The sequence below is a fragment of the Bradyrhizobium sp. USDA 4451 genome, from assembly GCF_054822585.1.
Map to the genome: position 1 here is coordinate 5,461,053 of NZ_JBTRCH010000001.1, position 16,076 is coordinate 5,477,128.

7 protein-coding genes and 2 pseudogenes are annotated in these 16,076 nt (G+C 65.9%); 6 read left to right on the top strand and 3 right to left on the bottom strand.

Annotated elements, in window-relative coordinates; all coding sequences use genetic code 11:
- Positions 1–65 precede the first annotated feature (65 nt).
- Positions 66–3,258 (bottom strand): annotated as a pseudogene (locus tag ACVMB0_RS25130) (Rne/Rng family ribonuclease).
- A gap of 705 nt (positions 3,259–3,963) precedes the next feature.
- Here ACVMB0_RS25130 and ACVMB0_RS25135 point away from each other — a divergent pair.
- The 5 genes and pseudogenes from ACVMB0_RS25135 to ACVMB0_RS25155 all read left to right on the top strand — a co-directional run bounded on the left by ACVMB0_RS25135 (position 3,964) and on the right by ACVMB0_RS25155 (position 11,196).
- Positions 3,964–5,289, top strand: coding sequence for an N-acetylmuramoyl-L-alanine amidase (locus tag ACVMB0_RS25135; RefSeq protein ID WP_461348023.1), 1,326 nt, complete (start codon positions 3,964–3,966; stop codon positions 5,287–5,289).
- Between the two features lie 266 nt (positions 5,290–5,555).
- Positions 5,556–8,058 (top strand): annotated as a pseudogene (locus ACVMB0_RS25140) (penicillin-binding protein 1A).
- Between the two features lie 106 nt (positions 8,059–8,164).
- A protein-coding gene (prfB, locus tag ACVMB0_RS25145) for a peptide chain release factor 2 (RefSeq protein WP_461348024.1) occupies positions 8,165–9,296 on the top strand; the annotation gives its coding sequence in 2 pieces (ribosomal slippage) (positions 8,165–8,233 and positions 8,235–9,296; 1,131 coding nt in all).
- Positions 9,297–9,306: 10 nt separating this feature from the next.
- The gene (locus tag ACVMB0_RS25150; protein ID WP_461348025.1) at positions 9,307–10,176 is read left to right on the top strand and encodes an NAD(P)-dependent oxidoreductase; all 870 of its coding nucleotides are present in this window, start codon (positions 9,307–9,309) and stop codon (positions 10,174–10,176) included.
- Positions 10,177–10,260: 84 nt separating this feature from the next.
- Positions 10,261–11,196 carry a DMT family transporter gene (locus tag ACVMB0_RS25155; RefSeq protein ID WP_461348026.1) on the top strand — a complete coding sequence of 312 codons (936 nt, stop codon included), beginning with the start codon at positions 10,261–10,263 and terminating at the stop codon, positions 11,194–11,196.
- Here the strand turns inward: ACVMB0_RS25155 and ACVMB0_RS25160 are convergent.
- Positions 11,156–13,219 (bottom strand): carbamoyltransferase C-terminal domain-containing protein, encoded by a 2,064-nt coding sequence (locus ACVMB0_RS25160; RefSeq protein ID WP_461348027.1) that lies wholly within the window; start codon positions 13,217–13,219, stop codon positions 11,156–11,158. The genes ACVMB0_RS25155 and ACVMB0_RS25160 overlap by 41 nt on opposite strands.
- 250 nt (positions 13,220–13,469) lie before the next feature.
- Between ACVMB0_RS25160 and ACVMB0_RS25165 the strand changes: the two genes are divergently transcribed.
- Complete coding sequence (locus ACVMB0_RS25165; RefSeq protein WP_456755038.1) at positions 13,470–14,705, top strand: ABC transporter substrate-binding protein; 1,236 nt, start codon at positions 13,470–13,472, stop codon at positions 14,703–14,705.
- Between the two features lie 53 nt (positions 14,706–14,758).
- Here the strand turns inward: ACVMB0_RS25165 and ACVMB0_RS25170 are convergent, their stop codons facing one another.
- Positions 14,759–16,069 carry an O-antigen ligase family protein gene (locus ACVMB0_RS25170; protein WP_461348028.1) on the bottom strand — a complete coding sequence of 437 codons (1,311 nt, stop codon included), beginning with the start codon at positions 16,067–16,069 and terminating at the stop codon, positions 14,759–14,761.
- Positions 16,070–16,076: the final 7 nt, after the last annotated feature.

Sequence of the window (16,076 nt, forward strand, 5' to 3'; positions counted from 1 at the left end):
CGAACGGAATGCCTGTCCAACAAAAACGCCCGGCGCGAGCCGGGCGTTTTGATTTGCAGGGAGCCTTAGTTGCCGCCGCCGAAGCGGCGCGACCACCAGCCCTTGCGGGCCGGGGCCTCGGCCGCTGCGGCCGGCGCGGGCTCCGGTGTTGCTGCGGGTTCATGAGCAGGGGCAGCGTCCTCCGCCGTGCTCTGAACCAAGGCGGGGGCTGCGGCCTCGGGCTGCGGGCTCGACGCGAAGCTGACCTTTTCGCGGACCGTGGAACGGCGGCGCTGCGCACGATCGCCTTCGGCGGCGGTGTCCTCTGCGGCTGCGGCCGGAGCCTCCGGCGCAGGCGCCGCAACGGCCTCGACAACAGCGGTCTCGACCGGCTGCCATTCCGGCGGAGCGGCAACCGGCTCGGGCTGCACGAGCGAGGGAGCCTGTTCCCCGTCACGGCTATCGAAATCGGCGACCGCGTCGCTGGCTTCGGGCGCCGGCGGCGGGCTCAACTCATCGGAAATCGATCCGGCGAGACCGTCATCCGGTCCGCCGCTGCCGCGCCGGCGGCGGCCGCCACGACGTCCGCGGCGGCGCGGGCGGCGATCGCCACTGCCGGCCTGGTCGTCGCGCGCTGCGCCCTGCTGCTCGTCGCCTTCCTCCTCATCGCCTTCGGCATCGCCGGCGGCAACCGCCTCGCTGCCTTCGGGCAGGACATGCATGAGGTCGCCGTCGTCGCGCGGCTGCTGGGCGCCGTCGCGCGCTTCGCTGCCACCCCCGCGGCCACGGCGGCGGCGGCGGCGCTTGCGGCGCTGACCATCGCCTTCGCCCTCGGCCGCACCTGGTTCTTCGCCGGCTGCCCGGTCGTCGGCGAGGCCTTCGGTCTCGTCGGTCTCGATCTCGGCCTCGTATTCGAACAGCTCTTCCTCGTCGTCGGCTTCGTCGACCTGCGCCGGTGCGGCAGCGGCCTGCGCGGCAAGCAGCGCCTTGGCGGCTTCGAGCGTATGCACCTGCTCGCCGCGATCGATGATGTAGGATTGCTGGCCGTGCACCGTGGCATCCGCAACGATCGACAGCGAGACGCGGAAGGCGTCCTCGAGGTCGCGCAGATGGCCGCGCTTGTGATTGAGCACATAGAGCGCGACGTCGGTGCGGGTACGGACCACCAGATTGTGGGTCGCCCCCTTCATCAGGATTTCCTCGATGCCGCGCAAGAGCTGCAGCGCTACCGACGAAACCGAGCGGACGTGACCGGAACCGCCGCATTGCGGGCAGGGCTCCGTCGAGCTTTCGAGCACGCTGGCGCGGATGCGCTGGCGCGACATCTCCAGCAGGCCGAAATGCGAGATGCGCCCGACCTGGATCCGCGCGCGATCCTGGCGCAGGCAGTCGGACAGCTTGCGTTCGACCGCGCGGTTGTTGCGCTTCTCGTCCATGTCGATGAAGTCGATGACGATCAGGCCGGCGAGATCACGCAGGCGCAACTGCCGGGCGACTTCTTCGGCGGCTTCCAGATTGGTCTTGAGCGCGGTGTCCTCGATGTGGTGCTCGCGCGTCGCCCGTCCCGAGTTGACGTCGATCGAGACCAGCGCCTCGGTCTGGTTGATCACGATATAGCCGCCGGAGCGCAGCTGCACGGTCGGCGAGAACATCGCGTCGAGCTGGCTTTCAACGCCCATCCGCGAGAACAGCGGCTGGCCGTCGCGATATTGCTTCACCGCGCGCACATTGGCCGGCATCAGCATCTTCATGAAGTCGCGCGCTTCGCGGTAGCCGGCTTCGCCCGCTACCTGAATCTCGTCGATCTCCTTGTTGTAGAGGTCGCGCAGCGAGCGCTTGATCAGCGAGCCTTCCTCGTAGACCAGGGTCGGCGCCTGCGACTTCAGCGTCAGGTCGCGTACCGTCTCCCACATCCGGATCAGGTATTCGAAATCGCGCTTGATCTCCGGCTTGCTGCGGGAGGCGCCGGCGGTGCGCAGGATGATCCCCATGCCCTCGGGCACGTCGAGGTCCTGCACCACTTCCTTGAGCCGCGAGCGGTCCTGGGCCGAGGTGATCTTGCGGCTGATGCCGCCGCCGCGCGCGGTGTTGGGCATCAGCACGGCGTAGCGGCCGGCGAGCGACAGATAAGTGGTCAGCGCGGCGCCCTTGTTGCCGCGCTCTTCCTTCACGACCTGCACCAGCATCACCTGCCGGCGCTTGATCACTTCCTGGATCTTGTACTGGCGGCGCGGGCGGAACGCGCGCTCCGGAACTTCCTCGAGCACATCGTCGCCGCCGACGGACTCGACGACGTCCTCTTCCTCGCCTTCTTCGCCGTCGTCCTCTTCGTCATCCTCGCCGGCCTCGTCGCCATGCCCGGCTTCCGGCGCGGCGACCTCCGCCAACCCGGCGTATTCGGCGACCACATGCTCGTCGGCCGCGGCGTGGACGTCATCGGCGGCCGCAAGCGGCGCGTCGTCGGCATGCGCGGCGTTTTCCTCGACCTGCTCCTCGTGGGCCCTCTCGGGCTCATGGTTGGCCTCGGCGGGCTCGACGGATTCGGGCGCAGCCGACGCAACGGAGGCTTCGACCACCGCAACGACGGGGTCGGACAGGGGCCCGGCGGCCGCCTCGCTCACCGCGGGGGCGTGATCGTGATCATGGTCGTCGTGATCATGGGCATGATCGTGGTCATCATGGCCGTGATCGTCGTGACCATGGTCATGATGCGCGTGATCGTGGTCCTCGTGATGGGCGCGATCATGCGCCTCATGCTCGTGACCCTCATGGGCGACCACGCCATGATCGTGATGCCCGGCCTCATGGTCATGATGTTCAGCATCGACCGGCTGTTCGTGCGCCTCGATCGCGGGCTGCGGCTGTGCCTCGGCGGCCCCCCTCGATCACCTCGCTCTGGACGCGGTCGCCGTGGCCGCGGCGGCGGGCATTGCGGTGACGCGACCGGCGGCGATGGCCGCGGTTCTCGTGCTCTTCCTCGGCCTCGCGATGGGCGCGCTCGTCGGCTTCGATCAGCGCCTGACGGTCGGCGACCGGGATCTGGTAGTAATCGGGGTGGATCTCGCTGAAGGCCAGGAAGCCGTGGCGGTTGCCACCATACTCGATGAAGGCGGCCTGCAGCGATGGCTCGACGCGCGTGACCTTGGCAAGGTAAATGTTGCCGCGCAGCTGTTTGCGCTGGGCGGTCTCGAAATCAAACTCTTCGACGCGATTGCCGCGGACCACGACGACCCGGGTCTCTTCCGGGTGGGTGGCATCGATCAACATCTTGTTGGGCATTTTGGAGCTCTTGACGGCGGCGGGCGCGGATCATGGCGCGCGCAAACTGCGCCGCCCGGTGACGCGACGGTCCACCTGATTCGGGGGTGAGGGGAAGGCCAAAACGCATCTCGCGGCACAGCGCCGGACGGGAACCCACCGGGATGATGCGACGGGCGAGGCTTTCACCTCGCGTCAGCGCGATCATTCGGGAGATCCTGGTCGGCAATGCAGTCTGGCGCATTAAGCGTCGGCCCGTCTAAACATGTTGGCGGCGAGAAATACCGCCGTATCTTTTGCTGAAAGCCCAGCCCGGCGCCGAAGCCCCTGCTGGCCATCGCATATCGAGGCCCCAAGGGACCGGATAATCGGTTATGCCGTGTCTCAAACCGTCCCTCTGGCGAGGGAGTGTGTCTGGGACCGGACGCCGCTCGGGCTTGAATCCGCCACTCCGTGTCAGCCGCGCGCGGCGCTGGCTGGGGAGGGACCGGAAAAACACGGCGGGATCTTCGACTTGGAAGGTTCCACCGCTGCACCGGGAGGCTGAACGCGACACAACCGGGAGTACTAGCCGTCAGCATCCCGTACATACGTGGATTGACCGCCGCGTGCAAGGGAAGCGTCACGCCGCCGCAACACTCGGTTCTTTTCATTGGAGCGTCATTAGGGTGCGATTAACCGTGCGGTTCTAATGCGGTAAGAAGCAGCTGGGAGGCTCCGAATCGGGTGGAGAACCGCGCAAAACACCTTGTTTTTCTGGGCGGCGGGCTGTTGTGCGCTGCAGCATTGGTGTTTGCCCTGGCCAGTGCCCCCAGCGCGGCCGAGGGTCCGCAGAATGGACAGGCAGCACCGGCCGCCGGTGCCACGGCCGCCGGCACGTCGGATTTCCCGGTCGCATCCGGCGCCAGGATCGCCGGCGATGACAAGCAGACCCGATTCATCCTCGATTTGGATCGCAAGATCGAATTTCGCGCCTTCCCGTTGGCCGATCCCTATCGCGTCGTGGTCGATATCCCGCAGGTCAATTTCCAGCTCCCCGCCGGCACCGGTGCGACGGGGCGGGGGCTGGTGAAGGCGTTTCGCTACGGGCTCGTGATGCCCGGCGGCTCCAGAATCGTGTTCGACCTGAACGGGCCGGTGAAGATCGCCAACTCCTACGTGCTCGACGCCGCCAACGGCCAGCCGCCGCGGCTGGTGCTGGACTTCGAGGAGGTCGATCGCACCAGCTTCGTGCAGTCGCTCGCACCGGAGAGCCGGCCCGACCTGAAGCCGGCGATCTCCGAATCCACCACCGCGACCGTTCCGGCAGTCACGACCGCGGCGCTGCCGCCGGTGACGACCACCGACCCGCGTCCGCTGATCGTGATCGATCCCGGTCACGGCGGCATCGACAATGGCACCCAATCCGGTGACCAGACCGAGAAGAACCTGGTGCTGGGCTTCGGCCTTGCCCTGCGCGACCGGATCGAGAAATCGGGCAAATATCGCGTGGTCATGACCCGGTCCGACGACACCTTCATCCCGCTCAACGACCGGGTGAAGATCGCCCGCTCGCAGTCCGCGGCGCTGTTCGTCTCGATCCATGCCGATGCGCTGCCGCGCCGTGAGGGCGACGCCCAGGGCGCCACGATCTACACGGTGTCGGACAAGGCCTCTGACGCCGAGGCCGAGCGGCTGGCGGAAGCGGAAAACAAGGCCGACGCCATCGCCGGCGTGAACCTGACCGACGAGCCGACCGAGGTTGCCGACATCCTGATCGACCTCGCGCAGCGCGAAACCAAGACCTTCTCCAACCGCTTCGCGCGTCTCTTGATGGACGAGATGAAGACCACGGTGCGGATGCACAAGAATCCGCTCAAATCGGCCGGCTTCCGGGTGCTGAAGGCGCCCGACGTGCCGTCGGTGCTGGTCGAGATCGGCTACGTCTCCAACAAGGGCGACCTCGAACATCTGGTCTCCGAGAACTGGCGCAACAAGGCGGTCGGCTCGATGGTCCAGGCGATCGATACGTTCTTTGCCAAACGGCTGGCAACTGCCGGACCGGCAAAGTGAAATCGGCCGACTGAAAAGCTGGCGCCGTGGCCCGGAAGCCCTAGTTTGGCCACAGCGGCGACGGTATAGACAGGGGACCGTAGGTCCGCAGAATCGACCATATTGTCCGGCGGCTCTTGTATATTCGCGTGCGCAAGGCGGCTCGCTGGGCCAAGCTTCGTTGTTGGAAGCCTCACTGTGGGGAGGCATCGTTGTGTGAGGCTTCGCACTTTTGGACAGGCGCTTCGAACCATTAGGCGCCCGAGGGTAGGAACGGAACGTCGATAATGCGCCTGCTCGTGCGGTTTCTGGGTTTCTTGTTCGCCGCCGGAACGGTCGTGTTCCTGGTCGGGGTCGCGGCCGTCGCCGGCGCGATCTGGCATTTCTCCAAGGACCTGCCGGACTACTCGCAGCTTCAGGACTACGAGCCGCCGGTGATGACCCGCGTGCATGCCGCCGACGGCGCGCTGCTCGGCGAATACTCCAAGGAACGCCGGCTCTATCTGCCGATCCAGGCGGTGCCGAAGCTCGTGATCAACGCGTTCCTCGCCGCCGAAGACAAGAACTTCTACGAGCATGGCGGCATCGACTATTCGGGCATGGCGCGCGCCGCGATCCTCTACGCGCAGAACTACGGCTCCAATCGCCGCCCGCAGGGCGCCTCGACCATCACCCAGCAGGTCGCCAAGAACTTCCTGCTCACCAACGAAGTCTCGTTCAGCCGCAAGATCAAGGAAGCCTTGCTGGCGATGCGTATCGAGCGTGCCTATTCCAAGGACCGCATCCTCGAGCTCTATCTGAACGAGATCTATCTCGGGCTCGGCGCCTATGGCATCGCGGCCGCGTCGCTGGTCTATTTCGACAAATCGGTCAACGAGCTGACGATCGCGGAAGCGTCCTATCTGGCCTCGCTGCCGAAGGCGCCCGCCGCGCTGCATCCGGTGCGCAACCGCGACCGCGCCATCGAGCGCCGCAACTACGTGATCGACCGCCTGCTGGAGAACGGCTGGATCAAGCAGGCCGACGCCGACAAGGCGCGCAAGGATCCGCTCAACGTCACCAACCGCTCCAACGGCGCGCATATCTTCGCCGGCGAATATTTCGCCGAGGAAGTCCGCCGCGACATCTTCGAGCGCTATGGCGAGAAGAAGCTCTATGAGGGCGGCCTGTCGGTCCGCACCACGCTGGATCCCAAGATCCAGGTAATGGCGCGCAAGACCATGGTCGCCGGCCTCGTCAACTACGACGAGGCGCAGGGCTGGCGCGGGCCGGTTCACAAGCTGGACGTGTCAGGCGATTGGGGCGTCAAGCTTGCCGACGTCAAATCGCTCTCCGACATCTCGCCCTGGCGGATGGCGGTGGTGCTGGAGAGCAACGACCAGTCGGCGCGGATCGGCTTCCAGCCGGGCCGCGAACTCGGCGGCGCCGTCAGCAAGGAGCGGCAGACCGGCATCATCACGATGGACGGTGTGCGCTGGGCCAAGTCCAAGGGCAAGGCGCCGACGGCGGTCTCGCAGGTGTTGCAGCCTGGCGACGTGATCTACGCCGATCCGCTGGTGACCAAGGACGGCAATCCGGTCGAAGGCCAGTATCGGCTGCGGCAATTGCCTGAAGTCTCCGGCGCCATGGTGGCGATGGATCCGTGGACCGGCCGTGTGCTCGCGATGGTCGGCGGCTTCTCGTTCGACCAGAGCCAGTTCAACCGCGCGACGCAGGCCTACCGGCAGCCCGGCTCGTCGTTCAAGCCGATCGTGTACTCGTCGGCGCTGGACAACGGCTATACGCCGTCGACCACCGTGATCGACGCGCCGATCGAGATCGATCAGGGGCAGGGCGCCGGCGTGTGGCGTCCGGAGAACTATTCGACCGGCAAGTATTACGGCCCGACCACGCTGCGCAACGCGTTGCAGCGCTCGCTCAACACGGTAACGGTGCGCCTCGCCCAGGACATCGGCATGCCCCTGGTCGGCGAGTATGCAAAGCGCTTCGGCGTCTATGACGAGTTGCCGAACTATCTGTCCTACGCGCTCGGTGCCGGCGAGACCACCGTGATGCGCATGGTCACCGCCTATTCGATGTTCGCCAATGGCGGCCGTCGCGTGAAGCCGACCTTGATCGATCGCATCCAGGACCGCTACGGCCACACCATCTTCAAGCACGACACCCGCGAATGCCGCGGCTGCGACGCGCCCGGCGGCTGGAAGAGCCAGCCGGAGCCGCAGCTGGTCGACCGCCGCGAGCAGGTGCTCGACCCGATGACGGCTTACCAGATCACCGAGATGATGGAAGGCGTGGTCCAGCGCGGCACCGCGACCGTCGTCAAGGAGGTCGGCAAGCCGATCGCCGGCAAGACCGGCACCACCAACGACGAGAAGGACGTCTGGTTCGTCGGCTTCTCACCGGATCTCGCTGTTGGCGTCTACATGGGCTACGACAAGCCGCGCAATCTCGGCCGTGCCGCGACAGGCGGCCATGTTGCCGCGCCAATCGCCCGCGATTTCCTCAAGCTTGCACTCGCCGACAAGCCGCCGACGCCGTTCAAGGTGCCGGCCGGCATCAAGCTGATCCGCGTCGATGCCAAGACCGGCATGCGCGCCGGCCCCGGGCGATGGCGGCAACACCATCCTCGAAGCCTTCAAGCCGGGCACCGCGCCGCCGGAGAACTATTCGGTGATCGGTGTCGCCGATGCCGACGGCCGCGGCCCCGCGCCCGGCCCGCAGCCGTCGCAGAGTGGCGGGCAGCCCGACGGCGGCTTCTTCATGCGCCCGGGAACCGGGGGGCTGTACTAACGGCCGACAGGTCCAAATCGCCGGGATAGGGCCGCCAAGCCGATTGCGCTTTGCTGCGCCGGTCGCTACATCCCCCGGAACCGTTTTAGCCAACACCTGAAAGACCATGCGCGCGGAAATCGAACGCCTTGTTGAAGAGATCAAGCAGTCAGTCGGGCTGCTGAGGAGGCATCTTTGACGTCGAACAATCGACGGCACGCCTCGCTGAGCTGAACAAGCTCGCTGAAGATCCCAATCTCTGGAACGATCCCCAGAAGGCTCAGCGGCTGATGCAGGAGCGCACCTCATTGGAGGATGCGCTTTCGGGCATCGGCAAGGTCGAGCGCGAGCTCGAGGACCAGGTCGGCATGATCGAACTCGGCGAAGCCGAGAACGATGCCGCCGTGGTCGCCGAGGCCGAGAGGGCGCTCAAGGACCTCAAGAAGGAGGTCGCCCGGCGTGAGCTCGAGGCGCTGCTGTCGGGCGAAGCCGACAAATTCGATTCCTATCTCGAAGTCCATGCCGGCGCCGGCGGCACCGAGAGCCAGGATTGGGCGCAGATGCTGCTGCGCATGTACACGCGCTGGGCCGAGAAGCACGGCTTCAAGATCGAGTTCCTCGAGGAGTCGCAGGGCGAAGAGGCCGGCATCAAGTCCGCCACCATCCAGATCTCCGGCCACAACGCCTATGGCTGGCTGAAGACCGAGGCCGGCGTGCATCGGCTGGTGCGCATCTCGCCGTTCGATTCCAACGCGCGACGCCACACGTCGTTTTCGTCGGTGCAGATTTTCCCCGTGATCGATGACTCCATCAAGATCGAGATCAAGGAGTCCGATGTCCGTACCGACACCATGCGGTCGGGCGGCGCCGGCGGTCAGCACGTCAACAAGACCGAATCGGCGGTGCGCCTGACGCACATTCCGACCGGCATCGCGGTGGTCTGCCAGGCCGGCCGCTCCCAGCACAAGAACCGGGCGCAGGCGTGGGACATGCTGCGCGCGCGGCTCTATGAGATCGAGCTGAAGAAGCGCGAGGAGCAGGCGGCCGCCGATCAGGCCGCCAAGACCGATATCGGCTGGGGACACCAGATCCGCTCCTACGTCTTGCAGCCGTACCAGATGGTGAAGGACCTGCGCACCGGCGTGCAGACCTCCGACACGTCCGGCGTGCTGGATGGCGACCTCGATGAATTCATGGCGGCAACGCTGGCGCAACGTGCATTCGGCACCGGGCCCGGCTCCGTCGAGGATGTGGATTAGGGATTAGGCCATGCCGCGCGTCGCCTTCATCGGATTGGGACGCATGGGGCACGGCATGGCCGGCCGTTATCTCGACGCCGGCTTCACCGTGGCGGTGTGGAACCGGAGCAAGGCCAAGGCCGAGGACCTGATCGCGCGCGGCGCGATCTGGGCGACCTCGCCGGAGGATGCCGCGATCGATGCCGATGCCGTCGTGACCATGGTCGCCGACGACGAGGCCTCGCGCGCGGTCTGGCTGAGCAAGGACGGCGCCGCCGCCACCATGAAGGCCGGCACGCTCGCGATCGAATGCTCGACGGTCTCCTACCAGCACACGCTCGAGATGGCGCGCGAGCTCAATAGCCGCGGCCTGATCTACATTGATTGTCCCGTCACCGGCCTGCCGGAGGCGGCCGCTGCCGGCAAGCTGACGCTGCTGGTCGGCGCCGATCCGGCCGATCTCGAACGCGCGCAGCCGTTCCTCGCGCCGATCGGCAGCACGATCCGTCATTTCGGGGCGGTCGGCACCGGTACCGTGTTCAAGCTGATCAACAACCTGATCGGCGCGGTGCAGATCGCAAGCCTTGCCGAAGGCGTCGCGATCGCCGAGCAGGCCGGTCTCGACATGCAGCTGGTCGCCGAAGCCCTGGCCTCCGGCGCAATCGCGAGCCCGCAGGTGATCCGCCACAGCAAGCGGATGATCGACCGCAATTTCTCCGGCGCGTCGTTTACCGCAGCGCTGCGCCACAAGGATGCCGACTACGCCGTGCGTCTGGCCGAGACGCTGCTGCCCGGCGTGCCCGTGAGCCGCGCCGCGCTCGTGGCCTACGACAAGGCCAAGGCTCATGCGCCCGATGGCGACGAAGGCCAGATGATCGAGATCGTGTCGCGGCCGAAATAGGCAGGGCGGCCATTCACGGAAATCGGGTGGGAATATCCGCGCGCCTGCGTTAGTCACCTGTGCGATTGCAGGTGAGTGCTCGACATGCCTTCCGCCGACAACCGCATTGATAGCCGCGACTGGGCGCTGCTCGGCCTGCTGTCGGTGCTATGGGGCGGCTCGTTCTTCTTCAACGGCGTGATCCTGCGCGAATTGCCGCCGCTGACGCTGGTGCTGCTGCGCGTGGTGCTGGGCACGATCATCCTGCTGCCGCTGCTGCGATCCCGGAACATCGAACGCCCGCGCGGCCTGTCCGGCTGGGCGCCGTTTGCCGCGATGGGGCTGTTCAACAACGTGCTGCCGTTCTCGCTGATCGTGTTCGGACAGACCTATGTTCCGAGCGGGCTGGCCTCGATCCTCAATGCGACGACGCCGCTGTTCGCTGTGGTCGTCATGGCGGCGGCCGGCGAGGAGCGTGTGCAGGCGCAGCGCGTGGCGGGCGTGGTGGTCGGGCTGCTCGGCGTTGCGATCCTGCATGGCGATGCGCTCGGCTTCGAGAGCAAGCAGGGTATCGGCATCCTGCTGTGCCTCGCCGGTGCCTTCAGCTACGGCATCGCGGCGCTGGTCGGGCGACGGCTGCCGCAGCGCGTGCCGCCGCTCGGGACGGCGACATTCCAGATGATGGCGTCCGGCGTGATGATGGCGCCCATCGCCGCCGTGGCGGACCGTCCGTGGCTATTGCCGATGCCGCACGCGACGACATGGCTCGCCGTGCTCGGGCTCGCGGCGTTGTCGACGGCACTGGCCTACATCGTGTTCTTTCAGATCCTGCAGCGCTCCGGGCCGACCAATGTGATGCTGGTGACGCTGCTCATTCCCGTCACCGCGATGCTGCTCGGCTATCTCGTGCTCGGCGAGCCGATTGCGCTGCGCGAGGTGATCGGCGCGCTGGTCATCGCAAGCGCATTGCTGCTGATCGACGGCCGCGTGCTGGGCTGGTTCAGCCGCGCGCCTGCTTCCACGCCGCATACCATCCGGTAAAGCGTCCGCTGTCGCGCTCGCCGCCGTGCCAGGCGGCGTAGGCGCTGCCGTCATCGGCGACCAGCACCACGGCATCGAGCCCCTTGGAGCGGCGCAGCGTGTCCATCGCCTGCGCCGGCGTCTGTGCGATCGGACCTGCGACGTTGAACGAGGTGTTGACCGACATCTCGACGCCGATGTAGCGGCCGAGCGCCTTGAGATAGGCGTAGGTGAGGGGATCGTCCGCCTCGCGCACGATCTGGATGCGGCCGGTGCCGTCGGCATGCACCACGGCCGGAATCTTCGCGCGTGCCTCCGGCTTCGAATGCGCCGTGAGCACCATGTAATTGTAGGCGTTGTAGTCACCGTCGGAGGCGCCGTCTTCCAGCTGGAAGTAATCGCGCGCCGCCTCAAGCGTCGCCATCGGTGCCAGCGGCCGGATCGCCTCGCGATACTTGACGCGCTCGTTGAGGCGCTCGCGCACCTGGGGATCGCAGGGATTGGCCAGGATCGAGCGATGGCCGAGCGCGCGCGGGCCGGTTTCGGCCGCGCCCTGATAGATCGCGATCACGCCGCCTTGTGCCACCATGCTGGCCATCAGGTCCGCGATCGCATCGCGGCCTTCCGAGGTCGCCGCATTGCCGATTACAATCGAGGCGACGTCGTCGGCTTGCAGTGCCGCCGTGATCTCGGCATTCGACGGCGCCAGGCCGCAATAGAACGCGTGCGACAGCGGCGCACCGCGCGGTGCGCCCGCCATGTGCGCGAACAGCCAGGCGGCGCCGATCGGCACGCCGGGATCGCCGGGGACCGGCGGGATCCACATATGCAGCCGCGTCTTGCGCTGCTGCGCGCGTTCGAACCACGCCTCGTCGAAATGCTCGAGCAGCCGCATGTTGCCGAGCGCGTTCAGCGCCACGCCGCCGGTCAGCACCAGGCGGTCGGTGCCGGTGATGCGCAGGAGATGATCGATGACATGGATCATCGCGTCCTCGAACACCAATTGCGTCGCGGCCGCCTTGTCGACGCGGTCCTTGGTGTCGGGGCGGTGATTGATGTCCTCGACGCGCAGCACGGCGTCGGGATTCCAGAGTTGGTCGGGCCGCAGCGGGGGGCCGAGAATATCGATCAGCGGCTGATGATAGGGATTGTCTGCCGGATCGGCGTACCAATTGGCCATCGCGCGATTGAGCTGCACGCTGCCATTGGGCCCGAGCTGCAGCACGTCCTTCAGGCGCGAATAATACGGATTGGTCGCACGGTTCATGTCGCCCCAGGCGGCGGCGCCCATGTAGCGGCCCTCGCTGGAGAGCCAGGTCCAGCCGCCCTGGCTCGACGAGACCACGGTGTAGAAGGCGCCGAGCGAATCGAACAGGCTCTCATTGCAATAGAGCTGCTTCATCTCGCCGTTCTCGGCGACATAGAGCGAGATCGAGCCGACATCGCCGGTGCCGTCCAGCACCGCGATCGCGACGCGCTCGCGCAGCTCGGCGAACGGTGATGCGGTGAACGAATACCACGCATGATTGTCGTGATGCGGCATGCAGATCAACGGCAGCTGCTCGCCGAGCCCGTACATCTTCGCAAGCTTGCGCGAGATGCGCCGCACCTGGTCCATCTGCCGCAGGTTGATCGCGGGCGCGATCGGCGCGCGCAGCAATTTGAGGCTGGCCGGCGCCTCCTCGAACGAGGTGCGGATCAGCATCGCCATCAGCGCCGGATAATCCCACGTCGTGACGAAGGCCGCGATGTCGCCGATGTCGCGGCCTATCCGCTGCAACACCTTGCGCATGTCGTCGAGCGCGTGTCGCGGGAACTCGTTGGTGTGCTTGTTGCCGGAGAAGCGCTCTTCCTCGTTGTTGACGATCAGGCGCGGGCCGTCCTTCTGGGTGACCTCGACCAGCGCGACGCCGGTGTTGTGGGTGCCGGGGCAGGCGAGGCCCGCTATGTAGACGGTCTCGCCGCGCTGCAGCCTCTCGCGGATCGACGCGATCGTGCGCTGCGCGAACTCGCCATTGGCCTTGTGCAGGCCAAGCTTAGCCATCGCACGTTCGCTGAGGCGGCGCGTGATTTCATAGCCCGCGGCCGCAAAACGCGGATGCCGCGGACCGGTACGAATGTCCGGTTTACGCAATCAGAACGCCTCGACTCGTGATCCCCAGATCGATCTTCAATCATAAATAGCGCCAGGCAACAATGCCGTTTCGCCCAACGGAAAAACCCGGCGCTTGCCAGCCTATGCGTCTCTTGCGAGACTTGCCGTCAAAACCAACGACAAAAATCGGGAGGAAACGATGCCGGCTCGTTCTGGATATATTGGCGCGATCGTGGCGTTCGCAAGTGCGGCACTGATCGCTAGCCCGGCCGCCGCGCAGAAGAGATACGATCCCGGCGCGACCGATACCGAAATCAAGATCGGCAACATCATGCCGTACAGCGGTCCGGCGTCGTCCTATGGCGTGATCGGCAAGACCGAGGCCGCGTTCTTCAGGATGATCAACGAGCAGGGCGGCATCAATGGCCGCAAGATCAACTTCATCAGCTACGACGATGCCTATTCGCCGCCGAAGGCGATCGAGCAAGCGCGCAAGCTGGTCGAGAGCGACGAGGTGCTGTTGATCTTCCAGCCGCTCGGCACGCCGTCCAATTCAGCAATCATGAAATACATGAATGCCAAGAAGGTGCCGCAATTGTTCGTGGCCTCCGGCGGCACCAAATTCGGCGATCCCAAGAACTTTCCCTGGACGATGGGCTTCCAGCCCAATTACCAGAGCGAGGGACGCATCTATGCGAAGTACATTCGCGACAATTTTCCCGACAGCAAGATCGCGGTGTTCTGGCAGAACGATGACGCCGGCAAGGATCAATTCAAGGGCCTGAAGGATGGGCTCGGCGACAAGGCGGGCATGATCATCGCCGACAAGTCCTACGAGGTGTCCGATCCTTCGATCGATTCGCAGATCGTCGCGCTGCACGATTCCGGCGCCGACATCTTCTTCTCCTGGGCGGCGCCAAAGGGCTCGGCGCAGGCGATCCGCAAGGTCGGCGAGCTCGGCTGGAAGCCGAAATTCTTTCTCGCCAACACCGCGACCTCGGTCGCCTCGGTCTTGAAGCCGGCAGGGCTCGAATATTCCAAGGGCATCATCTCGACAGCCTATCTAAAGGATCCGACCGACCCGACCTGGGACAAGGATCCGGCAGTCATGAGCTGGCGTGCCTTCATGGACAAGTATTATCCCGACGGCGACAAGGGCAACGCCAACAACCTCTATGGCTATGTGCAGTCCGAGGCCATGGTGCAGGTCTTGAAGCAGTGCGGCGACAATCTCACCCGTGAGAACGTGATGAAACAGGCCGCCAATCTAAAGAACTTCCATTCCGACCTGATGCTGCCGGGCATCATGGTCAACACCTCGCCGGACGACTACTTCCCGATCGAGCAGATGCAGCTGATGCGGTTCAACGGCGCGGCATGGGAGCTGTTCGGCGACGTGATCACGGGCGAAGTCGGGCACGAGGCGACGCGGTAGGCGGTCGGTATGAAGAGATAGTGCCGCAACATCAGTGTCGCGCCGCTCGCGGGTCATCCCCGACGTGCCGCGGCACCGTCCGCCAAAATCTTCTCCGGCCGGCGGGCGCGCAGCGCCATGCCGCCGGCGACGCCGACGCCGATCACATACATCCAGCCCTCGTGGAAATCGGCGAGATGCGAGTTGAGCAGCGAGCTCGTGACGTTCTGCACGACGGTTGCAAGCCCGATCCAGCTCACGAGATCGCGGCCGGCGAACAGCGTGGCGTGGCTGATCCACATCGCGTAAAGCAACAAGATGCCGGCGAGCCCCCACTGGATCGCGACATTGAGGGTCTGGTTGTGCGGGTTGTTGATCACCTCGGCGTCCAGGCCGGTCTGTCCGGCGGCATCCTGCGTGAACATCTGCTTGATCGAGCCGGTGCCATGGCCGAGCCATGGCGCCGCGACGATGAATTTCACCGACTTTCGCCAATAGGTCAGGCGCTGTGCCGTCGAAGCGATCCCGGACGTATCGTGCGCGCGATATTCGATCCCGACGTCGGCGATGCGCTGGCGCAGATAGGGCGAGGTGGTCCAGACCACCAGGCTGGTGAGGGCGACGCCGGCAAACAGCAGGCGCGTGGCACGCCGGGACAGATGCAGCGAGGCGAACAGGACGAGCAGCACCGGCATGTAGATCAGCGCGGTCCGTGCCGAGACGACGTAGAGCATGTTGACGATGAACAGCAGGATGAGCGCGCCTGCACCGGCTGCGATGCGCCATTGCCGGGCGCGCAGCGCCGTCAACGCCGGCAGTGCCAGCGCGAAGGCGCACAGCGCGAATTCCTGGCTCTGGTCGAGGTAGTTCTTGACCGGCACGCCGTCGGACACCGTGTGCGCGAACCTCAGCTGCGGCAATGCCAGCACGATCCATGACAGGATCATCACCAGCGTGCATGACGCCAGGAAGGCGGCGAACGCCCAGAGCCCGCGCTGCGAGCGCTGAAAATAGCCGAGCAGGAACGGCAGCAGCAGCAGCTTGCTGAGCGGTTTGACGCCTTGCAGCCGTTCGGCCCAACCGGCCTCCGACCACGCCAGACCGATCGCCGCGAGCGCGACCAGCGCGACCGGCAATGCATAGGCTGGCTGCGCGAGGTCGAACACGAACCGCTCCCAGTCGATCGTCGGGATCACGGCGACCAGCCACAGCAGCATGAAAACGGCGAGCGCCGTCGTCGACCAGGGCAGCGAAGCCGCCGCCAGCGCCATCAGGATGTCGGTGGCGCGGACATAGGCGGCCGTACCGGACCAGGCGCGGACGCGGTCGCGCCATCGCAGTGCAGGTTCGGTGGCGACGTCGATCGCGTGGGACTCGGTGGTCATGATCGGA

Excerpts from the sequence above, each read along its gene's own strand:
- ACVMB0_RS25155 (WP_461348026.1), top strand. The coding sequence starts at position 10,261 with ATGCCTTCCGCCGACAACCGCATTGATAGCCGCGACTGGGCGCTGCTC.
- ACVMB0_RS25160 (WP_461348027.1), bottom strand. The coding sequence starts at position 13,219 with ATGGCTAAGCTTGGCCTGCACAAGGCCAATGGCGAGTTCGCGCAGCGC.
- ACVMB0_RS25165 (WP_456755038.1), top strand. The coding sequence starts at position 13,470 with ATGCCGGCTCGTTCTGGATATATTGGCGCGATCGTGGCGTTCGCAAGT.
- ACVMB0_RS25150 (WP_461348025.1), top strand. The coding sequence starts at position 9,307 with ATGCCGCGCGTCGCCTTCATCGGATTGGGACGCATGGGGCACGGCATG.
- ACVMB0_RS25170 (WP_461348028.1), bottom strand. The coding sequence starts at position 16,069 with ATGACCACCGAGTCCCACGCGATCGACGTCGCCACCGAACCTGCACTG.